Below are 18,441 nucleotides of genomic sequence, written 5' to 3'. Positions count from 1 at the left end.
AGCTCAGGCCGTCGCCGCGAGTGTGGGGGTCCCAGATGCGGCGATGTAAGTCGCGCTGATTGCTGTCTCGATATAGTCATGGGCACAGGCGTCGGTGGCTCTGATTCCAGCCTCCGCGAGCTGATCCTGCGGGCAATTTCCAATCTTGGCGCACAGCACGATATCTATGCCTTGAAGCGCTGCGATGACGCCATCGAGGGCGGCTTCTGCGCCCCAGCCGCCAAGGCAATACTTGTCCACCTTCCGATGCCCGACGAAGCTGATCCCTTTCAGCGAGGCTTGATAAACCTGGAATTCCTTCGCATGGCCGAAATGCTCATTGACGCGGCCGCCGCCCTTGGTGGCCACCGCGAAGAGAAGGGACTTGCCGGGGCTCGCTGCCTTGACCAATCCGATCGCTTCTCTCCTAGCCTCGACGTGATCACGGCGCTCCTCCGCGACCAGCTCCCGATAGGCCTTGCGTTTGCTGGCATCGTAGGTGACCTCGCCGGGAATCCGGTCGACTGTGAATTCCTGGCCACGATCTTCTCCGAGCAGGCCCACGGCATCTGCCCGGCACTGCCGGCAGTGGCGCATCAACTGGGCGCCGTTTTCGACACGATCCTGAAGAGCCTTCATCTCCATTGCGTTTGGGCCGCGCTGCCCGCTCAGACCGTAGTGCGTGCCGTGGGCCGGGTCCGAAATCAGCGGCATAAGGTTGTGCAGGAACGCGCCTCGCTCCTTAATCCATCTATTCACCTCGATCAGATGCTCATCATTCACGCCCGGGATCACCACCGAGTTGATTTTGGTGAGGATGCCCCGCGCGGTCAGCATCTCCAGGCCCAACATCTGCCGCTGGTGCAGGATCCGGGTGGCTTCAATGCCGACGTAGCGGCGATGATCGTGAAAGATCCAAGGATAGATCTTTGCACCGACCTCAGGGTCGACCATGTTGATCGTGATCGTCACGTGATCGACATTCATGTCAGCAAGCTCATCGACATGGTCGGGCAGCGCCAGCCCATTCGTGGATATGCAAAACTTGATGTCTGGAATTTCCCTGGCGACCCTGGCGAAGGTCGCCTTCGTCTTCTTCCAGTCGTAGCAGGCGTCGCCCGGTCCGGCGATGCCGAGCACGGAAAGCTGCGGCACCTCATTGGCGACCGCGATCACCTTGCGTAGCGCCTGATCGGGCGTCAGCTTTTCAGAGGCCACCCCAGGCCGGCTTTCGTTGGCGCAGTCATATTTGCGATTGCAGTAGTTGCACTGGATGTTGCAGCCCGGCGCGACCGCGACGTGCATACGCGCGAAATAGTGATGCGCCTCTTCTGAAAAGCAGGGGTGATCCTTGATCTTCTCCCAGACAGCCGGATCCGTGTCGTCGGGCTTTGTCGACGAGCCGCAGGACGAAGACGCGCAGCCACCGGGTTTCATGGTGCCAAGCAACTGGTCACCGAATGTCGTGCTGAGGCTCTCAAGCGAAATTGCCGGTGCAGACATGAACGGCTCCGTTGCTGCGTGATGTCGCAGTTCAAAGCGCAAGAGCTATGCCAGCTCAAAGAGCTGTTTCGGTTCACGAATAGGCTTCTCGTGTCAGATTCCTTCGGATTGCTCCGACACACCTTTGTCGGGCTTACGACAGTGGACAAGCAAATAGGGTCGCGAGGCTAGCAGCCTCGGGCGCGCAGAGTGTGAGCGAGACCACTCCGGGCTGCTTACGCTTGACGTCATCGCGACGTCTGGAATTTCTTCACCTTGATACCATGCCGGCCCAGGGCGTAGCCGATTTGCCATGGCGTGAGGCCGAGGATACGAGCCGCCCTGGAAGAACCCAACCGGCCTAGTCAATCGCGTCGATCAGCCGGTTGCGTGCCGTCAGATGCGGGCGACAAGCGGCATGGTTCGGATGCGGCCGTAAGAGGAGATACCTTGCTGCGGAGGCGCCGATGCGACTGGCCGGCAGCCGCAATTCGCTTGATCTGTTACGGCCTGTGATATGAGGCGGCGAGTGCCTGATTGAGGTGCGTGGGTATTGCCGGCAGTGGCGGCAATCTCCGGCTCTCCTTTAGCGTCCAGGACGACGATCGCTCAATTACCCGTCTGCAGAAACGTGGGCAGGACGTTCACGACAATTGGCCAGCGTATGGCGAGCGTAATCTCCAGCTCGCTCGGGGCGGTCAGCACCTTCACATATCGTAGAGTCCCTGAGCGGGTATCTGCTTAGGGCATGCTCGATGGGCGGTTCAGGGCCTCGTCGACCCGATCTGCGGCCCGGTGGCTCATAGAGACGACTTCAGCGGTTGTCGTCCAGAGTGAACCTGCATTTTTTACCTGAGGCTGAATTATGCAAGAACAGTATTCGTGCAATTTCTCTTCATTTATTGGCGATTAAAGCAAAAAATGGCATGGCCGAGACTCAGCTGTACTGGATGATCGCCGCCTTAAGTGTGCGTGCGCCGGTCATCCGAATTTAAAGAGGATTCCGAAACCGCCGCGTGGATAGTTCCACTCGATCTCACCACTCGTCTCGCACAAAATCCGGCAGGTGCCGCACTCCATGCAGCCGTCGGCAGTGATCTCCACTTGACCCTTGTCGTTCAACTCATAACATTTCGCCGGGCAGACGTGGGTCAGCGCGAGCAAATTCGCGCTCGGCTTCTGGTGCGGTCGCACTTTGATGTGCGGGCGGCCGGAATCCACCAAGTAGCGGTTCTGGTAAAGCTTGTCCTCGACACGTGACTTCGTCGCTGCGCTGGTCATATCGTCTCCCCTCAGCGCCACGCCAATGCAAGGCGGACCGCGTCGCTGACCAGCCCCCAGCGCGAGCGCGCCTTGATGAAGGCCGCCGTGGTCGCCTTTTCCTTCTCGATCTTCGGCGTGCCGTCGACACGCATGAAGTTCTGCGCAGCTTGCGACATCAACCGCGGATAAGTCGTGAAATAATTGCTGGAATTGGTGTGGAGCAAGGCCGGCATGTCTTTGTATTTCCTCAGGTCCTTGACCACGAAGGACTTGTCCAGCATGGCTTTGTAAAGGGCGAGATTCCGTTTGTTCATCGGACCGTTGCGGCTCTTGACCTCGACGATTGCCTCAGCCGCAATGCGGCCGGAGGTCATGGCGAGGTTCGAACCCTCGCGGTGAATCGCGTTGTTCAGTTGCGCGGCATCGCCGACCACGACCCAACCATCGCCAAAGAGCTGCGGAATAGCCTTGTAGCCGCCTTCGGGAATGAGGTGTGCGGAATATTCTTTCACTTCCGAGCCGGCGATCAGCGGCCGGATCGAAGGATGGCTCTTCAAGGCATCAAGGAGAACGTAGGGGCTCTCGACCATCGCGGCAAAATCGGAGACGAGGCAGCCAATGCCCAGTGAGATGGACTCCTTGTTGGTATAGAGGAAGCCGAGCCCGGCCATGCTGCGGGAGGTCGTGCCCACCGCCTCGATCACGCAGCCCTCATCGCCCTTTACGCCGAACCGCTGCTCAATGACCTCTTCGGGCAAGAAATGCATTTCCTTGACGGCGAGGGCCACGGTTTGCGGCTTTGGCATCTCGCGCAGGCCGGCTCGAGTGCCAAGCAGTCCGCAGACACCTTCTGCGAGAACGACCACGTCCGCGTAGATGGCCCCGCCCGCCCGGTCTGTGCGGACGCCGATCACCCTGTCCTTGGCATCACGGATGAGTTCCGTCACGGTCGTCTCGCACAGAACGGTCGCGCCGGCCGCGCGCACCTTACGCGAAAACCATTTATCGAACTGGGCACGGATGATCGTGTATCGGTTGGGCTTCGCCTCATTGAAGTCGTCCGACCTATAGTGAATCCCGGTATGGGATGTGTCGTCCATCACCCAAAGCCGCTGTTCAACCAAATGCCGCTCGAGAGGCGCATCATCCCGGAAATCCGGGATGATCTTCTCCAGCATGTTCGCGTACATGATGGCACCCTGGACATTCTTGGAGCCCGGGTATTCACCCCGCTCCAACTGCAGCACCTTCAGGCCATGGCTGGCCATGGTGTAAGCAGCTGCGTTTCCGGACATGCCTGCCCCAACAACAATGGCGTCGAAGTTTTCCTCGATCATGTCCATCCCCTTAGCTCGAAAGCTTATCGCGACTGTGGGGCGACAGCCGCCGGGTGAAGGCTTCCGTCAGTGCGGGCAGGAAGCGGATCGCGTCGGTGACGATTCCGAGGTGAGCGAAATCGAAAATCGGCGCGTTCGGGTCGGTGTTGATGGCCACGATGAGATCCGCCCCCTCCACGCCAACCCGATGCTGGACGGCGCCGGAAATCCCGGCCGCTATGTAAAGCTTCGGCCGGATCGTCTTGCCAGTTTGGCCGATCTGCCGATCAGCTGGCATCCAGCTCTTCTGGACTAACGGACGCGAACAGCCGTGCTCGGCGCCGATTGCTCGTGCGAGGTTCTTCACAAGCTGCAGGTTCTCCGCCGCGCCAAGACCAAGGCCTCCCGCAACCACGACGTCGGCATAGGCAAGGTTTGCCTTCGCCGACTGATTGTCCGGCAGGAAGCCGAGGACTTTGGTAGCGATCTCGTCCTCGGCAAGCGAAAGCTTGTGCCGGATGACACGCCCGACCGGTTTATCCGTCCGCTGCGGCATGGGCATGACCCTCGGCCGCACGGTCGCCATCTGCGGGCGGAAATTGAGCGTATAGATCGTGCACAACAAGGAACCGCCGAAAGTCGGACGCGTGGCGGCGAGCGAACTGTCGGTATCTACATCGAGTTCGGTGCAGTCGGCCGTGAGCCCCGTCTGCAAGGTCGTCGCCACGGAGCCGGCAAGATCCCTGCCCAGTGTGGTGGCACCGAGAAGAAGGATTTCGGGTTTGTGGGTATCGACCAGATCCGTCAACGCCTTGGTGAAAGGTTCATTCCGATAGTCGGCGAGCACGGGCGCCTCGGCGATGTAGACAAGGTCAGCGCCATACGCGAATGCTTCGGCAACGGCGTTCCCCACGGCCTCTCCCGGCGGTCCAAGCACGACACCTGCAAGCTGGACCTGAAGCTTGTCTGCTAAGTTGCGGCCTTCGCCGAGCAGTTCGAACGATACCGGATGGACCTCGCCACGTTCGAGCTCGATGAAAACCCAAACGTGCCGGTAGTCCTTGAAATGGGCGGGCAACTCCTTCTTTATGCCGGCGCGGCCGGCGGCAGGGCGAGGGGTTTCTCCGTTCGCGGTCGACATCGTTTTTGCTCCTTGCCGTCACGCGCCGCCGTTAAAGGCGAGCTCATGTTCCAGCGCCGGCTGGCGGGTGAAGATTGCGGTGATGAGTTCGTCAGCGACATCGCGCAAGGCCTTCTCGGCGGTGTCGATTTGTGCCGCCTTTTCAGCTCGAGCAGGAGGGGCGAAAACACGTTTGACGACCGTCGGTGAACCGCGCAGGCCGCATTTGGTGAGATCCTCAATGCCGGCGTCGGCCGCGCTCCATTTCAAGACCTGGCTGCGCGCGGCGCACAAGGCGTCCTGGATCGAGCCCCGGCGGATCTCGTTTGTGCCTTCCAGCATGGTGATGAGGCAAGGGAGCCTGCTCTTCAGCATCTGTGTGCCGCCTTCGGAACGGCGCTCGACCTTGATCTCGCGTGCAGCAAGGTCGACAAAAGGGATCTTCGCGACATAGGTCAGTTGCAGGAGTCCGAGGCGCTTGGCGATGCCGGGCCCGACCTGGGCGGTGTCGCCATCGATCGTCTGCTTGCCGGTGAAGACGAGGTCTGGCGTGCCGAACGTCTCGCCAATCTTCGCGATTGCCTGGGAAAGGGCGAACGAGGTTGCCAGCGTGTCGGAGCCGGCAAAATAGCGGTCGGTCAAGAGCACCGCACGGTCGGCGCCGTAACCGAGCGCCTTGCGCAGCGCGTCCTCTGCCATGGGCGGACCCATGGTGAGCACAGTGACTTCGCCGCCATGTGCGTCGCGCAGTCTGAGCGCTTCTTCGAGGGCGAACAGGTCGTAAGGGTTGATGATGGTCGGAACACCCTGGCGCATGATCGTGTTCGTGACCGGATGGACCCTTATCTGTGCCGAGTCCGGCACCTGCTTGATGCAGATTACGATGTGCATTGGCGGTTTCTCTAGGCTCCTGTCCGGGTCCGGCATTGCGGTTATCTCCTTTGTCCGCATTATTCGTGCCAAGTCTCTTGCGCTCCCCCTTTCCTACAACTTCGGCTGGTTGCTTCTGACGGCGCTGTGGTGATGACCGCATTTGGCGGCTGCTCGACATTGTCGCGTCGCACGCTTGTCGCCGATCATTCCCGTCCGAACCGCTTCAGTACCGAGTCGAACGGAACAAAGGTGTGACCCGGCGCGGCAGGTTTGTCCGGATCGTGGTCCTTGAGCACCTTGAAAATCCGATGCGTGAGCGGCGAGGAAATCGCAAAGTCCTCGTAAGCTCGTTCGAGCGTCGCGCGCACCCTCGCGGCAATCACCTGGTCGGGCAGACCGGAGAAATCTTCTTCGGCGAGGTATTGGCCCACACGCTTCATGATATGGAGCCGCGAGACATTCAGTACCTTCGGGTCATAGGCGACGCCTAGGACTGAGAAGAATTCCTCTGCAGCCGACAAGCGCTTCAGTCGTGCGAGGATGTCGGTGACATCCATGGGGCGGCTGTCAGCGGAACAATTCATTGCATTCTTCCTGGTCGCAAAACTGTGGCCTCTGTGCGCTCGCGCACGGCTGACTTGGACCCGCACAGCTCGATGAGGGATGCCTCGCTGCACATTCCATCGTAGAGCTCGACCAGTCGAGTTGCAGTGACGGTCGATTTGGTCTCGGCCGCCTCGCGTCGGACGCGGGCCACCATCGCGGCTGCCAGATCCGGGTCGAGATCGCGACCGCTTTCGCTCAGCACATGGGCAATCGCAGTGGCGCCGGAATGCTTGCCGATGACGATCCGCCGGCAGCGGCCCACGAGAGTCGGATCGAGCCCCTGATAAGTACGCGAGTCCTTCAGCAGCCCTGCGACGTGAATGCCGGATTCGTGGGTGAAAACATCGGCGCCGACGACCGGCTTAGTGGCTGCGGTCTGCCGGCGGGCGGCCCAAGCCACCTGGGCGGCGAGGCCGGGCAATGCGGTCAGCTCAATGCCGGTGTCTGCGCCGTCGAAGACTGCCATTGCGGCGGCCACCTCCTCCAGCGCGGCATTGCCCGCACGCTCGCCGAGCCCCAGGACGGTGACGGAGGCATGGCGCGCGCCTGCGCGGATCGCCGCCAGCGTGTTGGCGCCAGCAAGTCCGAGATCGTTGTGCGCATGAAATTCAAGGTCGATTGGAGACTGCACCACGAGCTGGGCGACAAGTTCGAAGGTCGAAAACGGGTCGAGAACACCGACTGTGTCGGCCAGCCTCACGCGGCTTGCGCCGGCGCGTGCGGCCGTCTCGATGACGCGGGCGAGATGATCCCGATTGGCCCGCGAGGCATCCTCGCAGCCCACCGCGACGAAGAAGCCGGCATCGGCGGCGCGCCTGACCATATGATCGATGACCTGGAGCGCTCCCGCCTTGTCGAGGCCGAGCTTGGCGGCAAGTTGGATGTCCGACGCAGGCAGCGACAAATTGACCGCTTGGACGCCGCTCTCGATCGCTGCATCGAGATCCAACGACGTCATCCGGCACCAGGCCATGAGCCGAACCGGAAGACGCCGCGCTACCACGGCGCGAATTGTTTCCATCTCGTCGACGCCCATGACCGGCGTGCCGATCTCGATCTCTGTCACGCCAGCCGCCGCAAGAGACTCAGCGATCTCCAGCTTTTCCGTCGTGGTGAAGGCGACGCCCGGCGCCTGCTCGCCATCGCGCAAGGTCGTATCGTTGAGGGAGACATGACCGGTCATGACAGGCAGCCTGTTCTTCTGCGGCTCACGCATAGACCGGACTACCCGGCCCAGAACCGGAAAAGCTGCGCAGCTTCCCCACGATTCCCGGCATGACCTCGAGCACCCGGTCGATGTCCTCTTCGCTGTTGTCCCGCGCCAAGGAGAAGCGGACTGCCGCGTGTGGCGTTTTCATCGCGCTTAGGACATGGCTTGGTTCCAGAGAGCCGGAGGTGCAGGCCGAGCCAGAGGAACACGCGATGCCAATGCGGCTGAGGAGAAGTGGAATTCCATCACTTTCGACATGTTCGAAGGAGATGTTTGCGGTGTTGGGCAACCGTTGCAAGGGATCACCAGTGACACAGGTGCTTGGGATGCGCTGGAGGATCCCGCCCTCCAGGCGATCGCGGAGCGACTTTACCCGTGTGGTCTCGTCGTCCATGAATTTCAAGGCGAGTTCGGCCGCCGTGCCGAGCCCGGCTATGCCGGGCGTATTCTCGGTGCCAGCACGCCGGTTGTGCTCTTGGTGACCCCCCTTGATCAGCGAATGGAAATCGACGCCACGTTTTACGAAAAGCGCACCGATCCCTTTCGGCCCGTGCAGCTTGTGGCCGGAGAGCGACAGCATGTCGATTGCGGTCGACTTCAGGTCCATCGGAAGCTTGCCGACCGCCTGCACAGCATCGGTATGGAATAGGGCGCCCACTTCCTTGGCCAACTCGGAAAGCCTTGCCACGGGGAAGATCACACCAGTCTCGTTGTTCGCCCACATTATTGACACGATTGCAACCTGTGGGGTGAGGGCGGCCATATAGGCGTCGAGATCGAGCCGACCACGGCAATCCACCGGGATCCTGTGCACCTTGAGGCGGCGGGTCTTCTCAAGATGCGCGCAGAGCGTCAGCACGGCGGGATGCTCGACCGCGGACGTCACGATCTCGGTTCGGTTGGGCGCCGCCTCGAGCGCTGAAAGAAGCGCTGCATTGTCGCTTTCTGTCCCACCCGAGGTGAAAGTGATCTCATCCTCGAACTCCGCGCCGATCAGAGCTTGCAACTGCCTCCGCGCCTTTCTCACCGCCGCACTGACTGAGGCGCCAAGAGCGTGTGCCGACGAAGGGTTGCCGAATTGATCCCTAAAGAACGGCAACATCGCTTGCACGACCTCAGGATCGACCCGTGTGGTTGCGTTGTTGTCGAGGTAGACAGGCTTCATAGGTGCGATCCTCAGTTAAACAGAATGACGCGAGCGCTAGACCGACTCGTTGAGCCTCTGGCGCATGCCGTTGATGACCATTTGAACTGGCAGCGCGCGCAGGCGCCCGGAGTGTTTGACGTAAACCGGATCTCCGTCGATATGGACATGTTCGCAGTGGCCGTAGGTCAGCCCGCAGGTAAGGACGCCCGAACGCGATAACGCTACCGATGAGCCGAATTTGGCGCAGCGGCGCGATTTGTCCGCAAGCAGCTCGGGTGCCACCAGGAACCGAGCTGCTTCGGGAGGCGACGTTCTTTGAATCCTACTGGGAGCGAATGGCGGTCCCGAGATCGGCTTTGACCTTGTCTTGTTTTTTAGGACGGGGACATCTGTTGTGCCGGCCATATAAGTCTCCTCTGCCGCAAAATCACTCTGTCGGCCGCACAGGCGCTTCGGGCGTTTAACTGAAGGACTTGCCGCAGCCGCACTTTTCGCGCGCATTGGGGTTATCGAAGACAAAACCGGAAGATTGGAGCCCGGTGAGGAAGTCGACGGTCATGCCGGCTACATGGGGTTGGGAGCCCGCGTCCACGAACAGCTTGACCCCATCTGTGTCAGTGATCGCGTCGCCCTCGCGCGACACGCTCTCCAGGCCCATTAAGTATTTGAAGCCTGCGCAGCCGCCGGCCTCGACCATAATGCGAAAGCCGTCCGCCGGCTCGCTGGCACGGCAAAGAGCAGTCTTGAAGGCGGCAACAGCGTTGTCGGTGAGCGTAATCATGGCTCCATTCTCCTCAGTCCGCGACCTGCTTGCCCATCACGTTGCATGCACCGTGCCAAAGCCAAAAAACGTTTCAACACAGCGCGGCATCTCTCGCACTGGTGCCTCTTGATTGCTGATAAGGTGTCGGCCAATCGACACGTGCTGTCGGGTTTGTCGGGTCCGGCACGAGGGATGTTGGCCTGAGTTCTTGGGTGAACTCACATCACCAAGGACAGAACTTCTTCTGAGCTTGCCTCGGCGCAATTGGCACGGTTTTTGAAGCTCCGTTTGGCGAGACGGCAAGAGCATGCCGATCCACAACCATGCCGTGGGTGCCATCGCGATGGATGGGCGAAGCAAGGGAGTAACATGTCAGGACGGTGGTCAGATACGCGTTGTTGGCAAAGCAGCGCCGCTCGTGGCATCCGAATGCCCGCTTGGCCGATTGCGACAACATCCATACTGGCTCACCACCGCCCAGTAGCCGCCGACCGGCTCGATGGGATGCCATCGGCATATGGCTGCTCGCCGGTTTTCGCATCGGTGCGACGCCGTGCGCACGCTGTCCAGCGACACCTTGTTCATGGGCCAGCAGCAGATCAGGATCGAGCATTTCGGCGCGCCTTATCGGCTGAAGATTCCCGGGCAGGGCAGATGATCCTCACACGTCGTAGAAACAGGGGTAAGCATGGACCAACGCGAGAAACCGTCGCCCGACGAAATACGGCGGGCGTGCAAAGACAATCCGAAAATCCGGGAGCATGATCTCGCCGCTCGATTGGGCATTTCGGAAGCCGAATTGGTCGCGGCGCATTGTGGTCACGGCGCGGTGCGCATCGAGCCGCGCGTCGATGATCTGCTGACGGGCCTCGAAGCGGTCGGCGAGGTGATGGCGCTCACCCGCAACGAAAGTGCCGTGCACCAAAAGATCGGCGTCTACGACAAAGTGGTCACCGGCAACCAGCATGCCATGGTGCTCGGCGACGACATCGACCTGCGCATCTTCCCGGAAGCGTGGGCGTATGGCTTCGCCGTCGAGAAGCGCGAGGGAGCCGAGATCCGCCGCAGCCTGCAATTCTTTGATGCCGCCGGTGAGGCGATGCACAAAGTACATCTCAGGCCCGCCTCGAACCTGCACGCCTATCAGGATCTGACGGCAGAGCTCGTATCCTACGACCAGGAGCCGATCATATCGGTCGAAGCGGGCGGTGCGCGCGATAACGCAGTGAGTCCAGACCAAGCCGCCACGGCCGACGACCTACGCGAGCACTGGAGCCGGCTGAGCGACGTGCATCAGTTCTACCATATGTTGAAGACACTGAAGCTCAGCCGCTGCCAGGCAATGCGTATGGCCGACGAAGATTACGCTTGGCTGCTCGACAATGATGCCGTTGGCGCCCTGTTCCAACAGGCGGCCGAAGACGAGATGCCTATCATGTGCTTTGTCGGCAATCGTGGTTGCATCCAGATCCATTCCGGCCCGATCAAGTCGGTCAAGCAGATCGGGCCGCGGATCAATGTGCTCGACGAGACCTTCCATCTGCATCTGAGGACCCATCACATCCGCGAGGTCTGGGCCGTGCGCAAGCCGACGAGGGACGGTCACGTCACGTCCATTGAAGCCTATGGCGCCGACGGCAAGATGATCATCCAGTTCTTCGGCACGCGCAAGGAAGGCGAACGCGAGCGCAGCGACTGGCGGTTTCTGGCCGAGAGTCTGCCACGCATTCCCGGTCCGAGCGACAGGGATGTATAGGGTGTGCCGACAGGCCCTCGGATTGAACCGGCCGCTATAGGACTCGGCACCACGTTCCGACAGCGGCTCGCGAGGAAATTTAGGTCCATGTGCGATAGTGCTTGCCGTCGTAGCGCATACGCACGCGCGCCGGAATTGACCGCGTCGATACAGGCAGGCTCGTCGTCGTCCGGACCGGTGCGCACGACTGCATCGCCGTCTGACGGAAATCCTTGCAGCGGCTACAACAACGCATATGCCATCAGCGCCGAACCGAAGCGGAAGCGCCGGGTCTTATCGGACCGCACCCGAACCGTGCACTGGATTGCGTCGTTGCTCAATCCAGGCCGTGCGAGCGATCTTCTCGCCCGTCACCGGAAGGCAGTGCAGCAGCAGCCAGGCCGAACAGGCCGATGTCGCGGACTCGAAACCGACCGTGGATGTCGGTTGTCGGACGTTGTCCTGAGAATGGTGGACAGGTGATCATCAACTTAGTGGCGGCGGGCCCAGTGCTGGCTGGCGTCGCTTGGCGCAGGCTAGCGGTACGCCTTTCCGGCACGCGACTTGCTTCGATAATTTGGTCAGCGGGGCGTCAGCAGTGCGTCACGGAGCTCAGCGGTGATTGACCACCTCTCAACCCTATCGGGGGTAAGCGGCGGCTTTGCTTCATGACCGCAGCGCGGCGGAGATGCCTTTTGATTGACTTCGCAACCGACCTCATCCGCGCTGGCAGTGGGCTGATCGGGCGACAGAATCTCGAAGGCGCCCGACACGAGACGCACCCATGCTGGATATCGACTAATGAACAGCGGTGCAATCTCGATCGAGCCATGAACGCCAATGTAGAGAAAGCAAAATGGCAACCAACCCCGTTCCAGATCATGTCCCGCCCGAAATGGTGAGGGACTTCAGCCTGTTTACATCACCAGGGATGCCACCAACACCCAACGGGGATCCACACGCAGCTGTCGCTTGCGTACATGACGGGCCTCCGATCTTTTACTCCCGCTACAACACGCAAGATGGCCGGGGTACCTGGGTCATCACCCGTGCCGCGGACCAGCGGAGGGTGCTGCAGGACGCAGAGACTTTTTCCAGCCATCGCAGCATCTTCTCCTCCATACTGGGTGAAAACTGGCCCACGATCCCGCTTGAGCTCGATCCACCGGCCCATGGCGTCTTTCGCTCACTGCTCAATCCGCTGCTTTCGCCAAAGCGGGTGTTGGCTTTGGAACCGGCTGTCCGCGAACGGGCGGTCGAGCTGATCGAAAGGATCGCCGCGTCGGGCACAAGCTGCGACGTGATGAAGGATTTTGCATTTCCTTTCGCGGTGAGCACCTTTCTTCGCTTTCTGGGGTTGCCTGATGACCGACTCGATACATTCGTCGGCTGGGGGAAAGATCTGCTCCACGGCGACGATAAGGAACGACCTGTGGCTGCCCGGACGATCGTGGCATTCATCGACGAACTTGCAGCCATGCGCCGCGATGAGGCGGTTGACGATTTCATGACCTTTATCGTGCAGGCACAGGTCGAGGGCCGCCGGCTGACGGACACCCAAGTCCGCGGCATCGGCGTGCTTGTCTTCGTCGCTGGGCTCGACACGGTCGCAGCAGCTATAGGCTTTGACTTGGCGTACCTCGCACGCAACCTCAAAGATCAGCAATTGCTGCGGAGCGAACCGGACCGCATCCCGCTCGCAACCGAAGAATTGCTGCGGGCCTATCCGCCCATTCAGTTGATCCGCGTGGCCACGAAAGATATCGACTTCGAAGGCGCGCCGATCCGGAAGGGGGACTATGTTTCCTGCGCCACTATGATTGCCAATCGTGACCCGGCGGAATTCGCATGCCCCAACACGATTGATTTGGAGCGGGAGGACAACCGCCACGCAGCGTTTGGCTATGGTCCCCACCGTTGCCTTGGCTCACACCTTGCCCGGCGGGAGATTGTCATTGGCCTGGAGGAGTGGCTGGCGCGCATCCCGGCTTTCAGGATCAAGCAGGGTACGGCGCCGATAACTTCTGGCGGCCATGTGTTCGGGATCGAAAATTTGATCCTGGACTGGTCTTAGGCCCGCCCCGAGCCGGGCACAAACAATGGAGGCAGTGCCATGCGCATCATCGTCCAAAAGGCCAAATGCCAGGGCCACGCGCGATGCGCGGCGCAAGCGCCTGACATCTTCAAACTCGATGATGACGGTTACATCCTGCTTGGTGACATTGAAGTTGCGGAAGGGGATGAACTGCCTGCATCACGAGGCGTGCGATCCTGTCCTGAACGTGCGCTGGAACTCACCCGCTGCGCGCTTTGAGGACTCATTCAACCGAGAGTCTGGCGGGCTTGAACCATGTGGCCGCACTCAGCACGCGACCTCTGTCCCGCACGGTTCACGTCCAACTCTGCAGGGGCATTTCCGGCGCCTGTGTTCCCCGTGAGGCGCAAACGGCAGGGCCCCGCGGTTCGCGAAACGCCTCCTTCCAATCGCAGAATTTACGACAGAGCCGAGTGGACCAGACGAGAATTGCCGAACTACTCGACCGCGAGGCGATCCGCGACTGCGTACACCCGAAGAACTGCCCGACCCATGTTGCGGCAGGCCGGGTCTCTGCAGAATTGATAGGACGAAACCAGGAGAACGCACCATATTTGCCCAACATTATGCCCGGCTCAGCACCGGCCAATGGCCGCACATTGAGCTGGAGAGGAGGTTCGACCAGCATGTGCTTGCCTGTGTGCTTTCACGTGCGCTCGAGGAGATCGAGGCCGGCGAGGCAACGGCGACGGAGGCAACCGGACTTTCGCGCGCCGAGCTGCGCGATGTCCTGGTCCGCTGTTTCCCTGCTTTTCCTATCAACGCGTTTGCCTTGAAAGAGGTGAGCGAGCCCGAGCCGGATCTGGAAGAAGAACTTCTGAATGGACTGCTGCTGGCGCATGCCCGACATGGCGACCCGGCGAGCGCCCGCTTCGCCAAGATCATCGCCCGGCGTGCCATGCGCAATGACCACCTCTGGCAGGACCTTGGCCTTTTCAATCGAACCGACCTCGGCCGCCTGCTCGCCTGGCATTTTCCGACGCTGGCGGCCGGCAACACCCATAACATGAAATGGAAAAAATACTTTTATCGCAAGCTCTGCGAGGCCGAAGGCTTTTCGCTGTGCAGCTCCCCCAGTTGCCGGGACTGCAATGATTTCGAAAGCTGCTTCGGCCCGGAGGAAGGCGAAAGCCGCCTCACACGGACCAAGGACAACGCCCAGGATTGAGAGCCGCTTGCGTCAGTCGTACAGCCGCAGCGCTCGCGCCGCGCCATATGTCTCTTGTCGAATGTCGACTGACGCCTTTGGGGATTGAAATGCTGTGCCTGCTGTCCGATACTCGCCATGCTCGCTTCGGCGGGCGCTGTCATCATGGCGGTGCAGGATCTAGATCCTCATCGACTTGGACGACCTCGCCCTCGAACCTAATCTTGTCGCCGGGACGGCTCCTATAGCGTATCCGCCGCGTGAACAGATTGATACGCCACTGTCCCAACTCCCGCCTCCAATCAGTTGCCGATGATTCCCCAGAGCGTCGTCGTCCAGGTCGAAGATGTTGTCGTGCACCAGCAGGCCAGGATGGCGAACCTTGGCGAATCGACCCCGCCTCACCGAGCGTTGAGAGCGTTTTCAATGTTGTGCTGAGCGGCCACCACTATGGATCGCAGCAAAACCAGCATTAGAACGTATTTGTCCATTGCGCTTAGTTCCCGGAACGTCACCTTTGGCGATCTCGACATTTTGTCGAGGAACGCCGGAATGTTCTGCCGTTCCCTAGGCGATAGCACGCTATATAAGTTCTTTGCATCCTCTGGGGTTAGATGTCTTTCGGGCTGGTGCGCGAGTTTATTTCGTAAATTGCCCACCGCACTCAACGCTGGTTTGATCTCTCCATCCAGCCCGAGGGCGAAAGCCAACGCGCAACGCTTGGCGAAGTCGAGGTTCATCGCCTTTAACTCGCTTGGCACCTTCACGCAGAGCCCGAGCAGCTTATCGAGCTCAAAATCGAGGTACGCGACACCGCGTATAATCACGGTGAAGGCGTCATCCCCGCTCATCGTAGCGTAGTATTGCTGTTCGGACGCGAGATTGATTACTGCCATGCACGTCCTTCACAAACCAAGAGCCTTGGCAACCAGCGAAATCGCGGTAAATCCGGCGGTTGATGCGGCAGTACGGGCAGCATTCGAATTGAGCCGCGATTGCAACGCGAATGTCGCGTGGAAGTCGACCCGCTCACCGTCAATCCTGGTGATTATGTAGCCGCCGAAAAGGGCGCCCATTCCGGCGGTGTTAGCCGGTGCCGGAACAGATTCTCGACTTGCCCTAAGCCAATACCAGGCAGATACGCAAGCACTCGCCGCTGCGGCCCAGGTTGCTAATGTCTCGACCAAATTCAGCCCCCCAGCAAAGCACCGCGCCGTTGTCGCCGCAAGCAATGAAAGCCACCCAGCCGGTAGCGATGCGGGATGGCCACCTGCATTATCGGCCAAGGCGGCGAACTTCATCAGCTAGCCGCTTGAGCTTTCGCATCGCGTCATCGACTTCGCTCAGGGCGCGCGTCTTGTTGTCGCTCTTAATCGCACGCTCGCAGTCATCCAGTTCATTGCGAACGACCCGTTCAATCTCCGATGCAACAGATGAAGCGCTCGACATCAGTAGCCCTCCCAATGGCTGAAACCAATCAAAGCTAATCAGACGTGGGACGTGGCGGCAAGAGAACGGCCGGGGCGACGAGGGTAAATCGCCATGCTATTCGGCTCAGGAAGCGGCGTTGCTTCAGAAGGACGTGGAGAGGCCGAGGCACCGGGTGACGGATTGTGAGGAAGCGGCTATTGTCCTGAGACGGGATTGGTAATGACGCGGTCTAGGAAAGATAACAAAAAAAAGGACGCTAGCAACAGGCGGGGGCAATGCAACCGCCGCTGGGGTGAGTTTTCAGGCTTCAGTGGCTTCGCTGATTGCCGTGCAGGGAATAGCTGGCCATTCCAGCGGACGGTCGACTCGGCCTCGGCGCTGCGTCGCCTGTGGCGCTTCGCTTCGAGACGGAGGCGCGCGTCGACGATGTGTTGGTATTCTGGAGGCTGGGTCTTTGTTCAAGCAAAGAACTCACTCAACAACTCATCCTCACTGGCCAGTGAAGTCGGGAAAACGTGCGATGAATTCGTTCGGCTATGGGAACTTGCCACTAGCGGGACTGGCAAGCGCGGCTGGGATCGACCGCTAAAAAGTGGGCAGGACGTACTCGTCATCGCGGTGGGATCAGGCACCTCTGGTAAAGTCAAAAATGATCTAGCCCAAGCGCTGGATATGTATCGCTCCGGCTCGACCGACACAATGAACGACGACCAGAAATCGACGCTCAACAAGCTTCGAACACTGCTGACGGCCGCTATCGATGCACGCGGTGCGAAGGCTGCATTTATTAGCGCCGACGAGATTCTAAGATTTGTCCACATCTTGCCGTTTGATTTTGGGGGACCGGATCGCTCCACCGGCGAGGCTTGGCTGGCGAATACTCTTGAAGCACTCTCAACCGCTCCTTCCGCCCTTGCCGTCTTAGAAAGAGAATGCGAGCGCCGGACGGCGATGCGCGACGGAATCTCGGTGCGGGGCTTTCGCGCGGGTTCTCGCAAGGGGCGGTGTAGCCGTAAAGGCACCGCCAGACTTTCACGGCGATGTTGCCACACTTCGTGAAAGAAGCACCAAGGTAGCCGGAGCCCTCTCGGATTTCGAGTGCACCCAGATGAGGGGCGCCAACCGTCACGATTGAGCGGGCCTGCACGGCCGCCTCTGTGGCTGCCGCCGCGGGAGGCTCGTTTGTCGTGTTGGGCGATCCGGGCAGTGGAAAGAGTGCCGTGATCAACGAGACTGCGCGCCTCCTTCAAGCACAGGGGAGCGAAGTCGTTCTCCTCGCAGTCGACCGCCTCCAGGTTGAAACGCTTGAGGGTCTTTCGGCGGTCCTTGGGCTAAAGCACTCTATCGACAGGGTGCTTGATAACTGGCCAGGTTCAGGCCCCGCGTTTCTGGTGCTCGATGCGCTCGACGCATGCCGATTCGGCAAAAGCGAAGCGCTCTTTCGGGCCGTCATGCAAGACGTGTCACAACACGATGGAGGCCGGTGGCATGTGATTGCATCCATACGTACCTTCGACCTTCTGGTTGGACAGGAGTTCGCGACCTTGTTCCGGGGGGTCCCTCCTGCCCCTGGATTTGTCGATCGCCAATTTCCGGCGGTTCGACATATCAAAGTGGCTGAGTGGTCGGACACAGAATTCGACGACCTTCTGAACCAGCTTCCCGCACTCCGTGTAGCCTTGAACACGGGAGGTCAGAAACTCGCCGACTTAGCACGCATGCCGTTCAACACACGGCTGTTGGCGGACCTGTTGACGGCAGGAGCAACCCCCGAAGATTTCAAAAACCTAGGCTCTCAAGTACAGCTGCTTGACCTGTATTGGAACAAGCGTGTTCGACCAATCGGCGCCGCTGCCGAACAGTGCCTTCGCAACACCGTCACTTCAATGATTGACCGCGGGCGCATGGAGGCAACTCGGGTGTCTGCAGGCGCGAGCACCGGCGCGGCGAGCGCAGAACCCGAGCGCATCGGGCACTTCTGAAGGCCGGCAAGCTTCACGGCTACCAGTTTGAATCTCTCGGAGCCGACCTTTTTGCGAAGATGATCGGCAGGGCGATTGCAGACCATCGCGAGATATTCGACGACCCTGGGCGACGGCTTTCTCTGGTCAGGGTCCTTGAGGTGTTTGTCGATGCCGGATGGCCCGCGGCGAGGCGGCTGCTCTATCGGCTGCCGGAGGCGCTCCGTTAGCGCATCAGCGGAATCATGGAAAGGATGATCATGGCTTTCAGCTAGCGCCGGAACCGCCGCGCCCTGTCCGGCATGTCACCGCG

The 18,441-nt window shown here is 60.3% G+C and carries 22 protein-coding genes; 8 read left to right on the top strand and 14 right to left on the bottom strand.

All coding sequences use genetic code 11. The annotated features are described in order from the left end of the window. Positions 1–3: 3 nt before the first annotated feature. The 5 genes from nifB to NKL06_RS12115 form a co-directional block, all read right to left on the bottom strand. On the bottom strand, positions 4–1,482 hold the full coding sequence (gene nifB, locus NKL06_RS12135; RefSeq protein ID WP_023694287.1) for a nitrogenase cofactor biosynthesis protein NifB: 1,479 nt from the start codon (positions 1,480–1,482) through the stop codon (positions 4–6). A 960-nt stretch (positions 1,483–2,442) separates the two neighbouring features. After that, the gene (locus NKL06_RS12130; protein ID WP_023687351.1) at positions 2,443–2,742 is read right to left on the bottom strand and encodes a ferredoxin family protein; all 300 of its coding nucleotides are present in this window, start codon (positions 2,740–2,742) and stop codon (positions 2,443–2,445) included. An 11-nt stretch (positions 2,743–2,753) separates the two neighbouring features. Next, positions 2,754–4,061, bottom strand: a complete 1,308-nt coding sequence (locus NKL06_RS12125) for an FAD-binding protein (protein ID WP_023687350.1) — start codon at positions 4,059–4,061, stop codon at positions 2,754–2,756. Positions 4,062–4,071: 10 nt separating this feature from the next. Continuing rightward, positions 4,072–5,181 carry an electron transfer flavoprotein subunit alpha/FixB family protein gene (locus NKL06_RS12120; RefSeq protein ID WP_023694290.1) on the bottom strand — a complete coding sequence of 370 codons (1,110 nt, stop codon included), beginning with the start codon at positions 5,179–5,181 and terminating at the stop codon, positions 4,072–4,074. 18 nt (positions 5,182–5,199) lie between these two features. Continuing rightward, entirely contained in the window at positions 5,200–6,051 is an 852-nt protein-coding gene (locus NKL06_RS12115; RefSeq protein WP_023694291.1) for an electron transfer flavoprotein subunit beta/FixA family protein, read from the bottom strand. Here NKL06_RS12115 and NKL06_RS12110 point away from each other — a divergent pair. After that, positions 5,975–6,184 carry a hypothetical protein gene (locus NKL06_RS12110; protein ID WP_023708822.1) on the top strand — a complete coding sequence of 70 codons (210 nt, stop codon included), beginning with the start codon at positions 5,975–5,977 and terminating at the stop codon, positions 6,182–6,184. The two genes, NKL06_RS12115 and NKL06_RS12110, sit on opposite strands and share 77 nt — an antisense overlap. A gap of 52 nt (positions 6,185–6,236) precedes the next feature. Here NKL06_RS12110 and nifW read toward each other — a convergent pair whose 3' ends face one another. The 6 genes from nifW to NKL06_RS12080 form a co-directional block, all read right to left on the bottom strand. Then, a complete protein-coding gene (gene nifW, locus NKL06_RS12105; protein ID WP_031210703.1) occupies positions 6,237–6,617 on the bottom strand; it encodes a nitrogenase stabilizing/protective protein NifW in 381 nt (126 codons plus the stop codon). Beyond that, entirely contained in the window at positions 6,614–7,822 is a 1,209-nt protein-coding gene (gene nifV / locus NKL06_RS12100) for a homocitrate synthase (protein WP_023727119.1), read from the bottom strand. Before nifV ends, nifW begins: the two co-directional genes overlap by 4 nt. Before the next feature lie 25 nt (positions 7,823–7,847). Continuing rightward, positions 7,848–9,014 (bottom strand): cysteine desulfurase NifS, encoded by a 1,167-nt coding sequence (gene nifS / locus NKL06_RS12095; protein WP_023685015.1) that lies wholly within the window; start codon positions 9,012–9,014, stop codon positions 7,848–7,850. A 36-nt stretch (positions 9,015–9,050) separates the two neighbouring features. After that, positions 9,051–9,278, bottom strand: coding sequence for a hypothetical protein (locus NKL06_RS12090; protein ID WP_023694294.1), 228 nt, complete (start codon positions 9,276–9,278; stop codon positions 9,051–9,053). A gap of 178 nt (positions 9,279–9,456) precedes the next feature. Beyond that, positions 9,457–9,777: a HesB/IscA family protein gene (locus NKL06_RS12085; RefSeq protein ID WP_023685013.1), complete on the bottom strand. Its 321-nt coding sequence runs from the start codon at positions 9,775–9,777 to the stop codon at positions 9,457–9,459. A 205-nt stretch (positions 9,778–9,982) separates the two neighbouring features. Continuing rightward, positions 9,983–10,372: a hypothetical protein gene (locus NKL06_RS12080; protein WP_245267180.1), complete on the bottom strand. Its 390-nt coding sequence runs from the start codon at positions 10,370–10,372 to the stop codon at positions 9,983–9,985. Here NKL06_RS12080 and NKL06_RS12075 point away from each other — a divergent pair. From NKL06_RS12075 to NKL06_RS12055, 5 genes are all read left to right on the top strand, one after another. Further along, positions 10,343–10,417, top strand: a complete 75-nt coding sequence (locus NKL06_RS12075; RefSeq protein WP_156941050.1) for a hypothetical protein — start codon at positions 10,343–10,345, stop codon at positions 10,415–10,417. The genes NKL06_RS12080 and NKL06_RS12075 overlap by 30 nt on opposite strands. A 30-nt stretch (positions 10,418–10,447) precedes the next feature. After that, positions 10,448–11,515: a hemin-degrading factor gene (locus NKL06_RS12070; RefSeq protein ID WP_031210704.1), complete on the top strand. Its 1,068-nt coding sequence runs from the start codon at positions 10,448–10,450 to the stop codon at positions 11,513–11,515. An 835-nt stretch (positions 11,516–12,350) separates the two neighbouring features. After that, positions 12,351–13,568, top strand: a complete 1,218-nt coding sequence (locus NKL06_RS12065) for a cytochrome P450 (protein ID WP_031210705.1) — start codon at positions 12,351–12,353, stop codon at positions 13,566–13,568. A 39-nt stretch (positions 13,569–13,607) separates the two neighbouring features. Next, positions 13,608–13,808, top strand: a complete 201-nt coding sequence (locus tag NKL06_RS12060; protein WP_084567744.1) for a ferredoxin — start codon at positions 13,608–13,610, stop codon at positions 13,806–13,808. A 331-nt stretch (positions 13,809–14,139) separates the two neighbouring features. Next, positions 14,140–14,757, top strand: coding sequence for a nitrogen fixation protein NifQ (locus NKL06_RS12055; protein WP_084567745.1), 618 nt, complete (start codon positions 14,140–14,142; stop codon positions 14,755–14,757). Between the two features lie 380 nt (positions 14,758–15,137). Here NKL06_RS12055 and NKL06_RS12050 read toward each other — a convergent pair whose 3' ends face one another. From NKL06_RS12050 to NKL06_RS12040, 3 genes are read right to left on the bottom strand one after another with little or no spacing between them, the layout of a single operon-like run. Beyond that, positions 15,138–15,632: a hypothetical protein gene (locus NKL06_RS12050; RefSeq protein ID WP_023694299.1), complete on the bottom strand. Its 495-nt coding sequence runs from the start codon at positions 15,630–15,632 to the stop codon at positions 15,138–15,140. Positions 15,633–15,641: 9 nt separating this feature from the next. Next, a complete protein-coding gene (locus NKL06_RS12045; RefSeq protein WP_156939175.1) occupies positions 15,642–16,037 on the bottom strand; it encodes a hypothetical protein in 396 nt (131 codons plus the stop codon). Then, positions 16,012–16,185: a hypothetical protein gene (locus NKL06_RS12040; protein ID WP_023694301.1), complete on the bottom strand. Its 174-nt coding sequence runs from the start codon at positions 16,183–16,185 to the stop codon at positions 16,012–16,014. The genes NKL06_RS12045 and NKL06_RS12040 overlap by 26 nt, the downstream gene beginning before the upstream one ends. A 408-nt stretch (positions 16,186–16,593) precedes the next feature. Between NKL06_RS12040 and NKL06_RS12035 the strand changes: the two genes are divergently transcribed. Both NKL06_RS12035 and NKL06_RS12030 read left to right on the top strand, forming a co-directional pair. Beyond that, positions 16,594–17,226: a hypothetical protein gene (locus tag NKL06_RS12035; protein ID WP_156939176.1), complete on the top strand. Its 633-nt coding sequence runs from the start codon at positions 16,594–16,596 to the stop codon at positions 17,224–17,226. 161 nt (positions 17,227–17,387) lie between these two features. After that, positions 17,388–18,149 (top strand): hypothetical protein, encoded by a 762-nt coding sequence (locus NKL06_RS12030; RefSeq protein ID WP_156939177.1) that lies wholly within the window; start codon positions 17,388–17,390, stop codon positions 18,147–18,149. Positions 18,150–18,441: the final 292 nt, after the last annotated feature.

The sequence above is a fragment of the Mesorhizobium sp. C268A genome, from assembly GCF_040324475.1.
Taxonomy (GTDB): domain Bacteria; phylum Pseudomonadota; class Alphaproteobacteria; order Rhizobiales; family Rhizobiaceae; genus Mesorhizobium.
Note: the sequence above shows the minus strand (reverse complement) of the source record. Positions and strands in the feature narration are given on the sequence as shown.

Coding starts and splice junctions, on each gene's coding strand:
- NKL06_RS12040 (WP_023694301.1), bottom strand. CDS start 16,185: ATGTCGAGCGCTTCATCTGTTGCATCGGAGATTGAACGGGTCGTTCGC.
- NKL06_RS12120 (WP_023694290.1), bottom strand. CDS start 5,181: ATGTCGACCGCGAACGGAGAAACCCCTCGCCCTGCCGCCGGCCGCGCC.
- NKL06_RS12115 (WP_023694291.1), bottom strand. CDS start 6,051: ATGCACATCGTAATCTGCATCAAGCAGGTGCCGGACTCGGCACAGATA.
- NKL06_RS12085 (WP_023685013.1), bottom strand. CDS start 9,777: ATGATTACGCTCACCGACAACGCTGTTGCCGCCTTCAAGACTGCTCTT.
- NKL06_RS12050 (WP_023694299.1), bottom strand. CDS start 15,632: ATGGCAGTAATCAATCTCGCGTCCGAACAGCAATACTACGCTACGATG.
- nifB (WP_023694287.1), bottom strand. CDS start 1,482: ATGTCTGCACCGGCAATTTCGCTTGAGAGCCTCAGCACGACATTCGGT.
- NKL06_RS12065 (WP_031210705.1), top strand. CDS start 12,351: ATGGCAACCAACCCCGTTCCAGATCATGTCCCGCCCGAAATGGTGAGG.
- nifW (WP_031210703.1), bottom strand. CDS start 6,617: ATGAATTGTTCCGCTGACAGCCGCCCCATGGATGTCACCGACATCCTC.
- NKL06_RS12060 (WP_084567744.1), top strand. CDS start 13,608: ATGCGCATCATCGTCCAAAAGGCCAAATGCCAGGGCCACGCGCGATGC.
- nifV (WP_023727119.1), bottom strand. CDS start 7,822: ATGACCGGTCATGTCTCCCTCAACGATACGACCTTGCGCGATGGCGAG.
- NKL06_RS12070 (WP_031210704.1), top strand. CDS start 10,448: ATGGACCAACGCGAGAAACCGTCGCCCGACGAAATACGGCGGGCGTGC.
- NKL06_RS12035 (WP_156939176.1), top strand. CDS start 16,594: ATGTGTTGGTATTCTGGAGGCTGGGTCTTTGTTCAAGCAAAGAACTCA.
- NKL06_RS12110 (WP_023708822.1), top strand. CDS start 5,975: ATGATCGTGTTCGTGACCGGATGGACCCTTATCTGTGCCGAGTCCGGC.
- nifS (WP_023685015.1), bottom strand. CDS start 9,014: ATGAAGCCTGTCTACCTCGACAACAACGCAACCACACGGGTCGATCCT.
- NKL06_RS12045 (WP_156939175.1), bottom strand. CDS start 16,037: ATGAAGTTCGCCGCCTTGGCCGATAATGCAGGTGGCCATCCCGCATCG.
- NKL06_RS12125 (WP_023687350.1), bottom strand. CDS start 4,061: ATGATCGAGGAAAACTTCGACGCCATTGTTGTTGGGGCAGGCATGTCC.
- NKL06_RS12130 (WP_023687351.1), bottom strand. CDS start 2,742: ATGACCAGCGCAGCGACGAAGTCACGTGTCGAGGACAAGCTTTACCAG.
- NKL06_RS12080 (WP_245267180.1), bottom strand. CDS start 10,372: ATGCTCGATCCTGATCTGCTGCTGGCCCATGAACAAGGTGTCGCTGGA.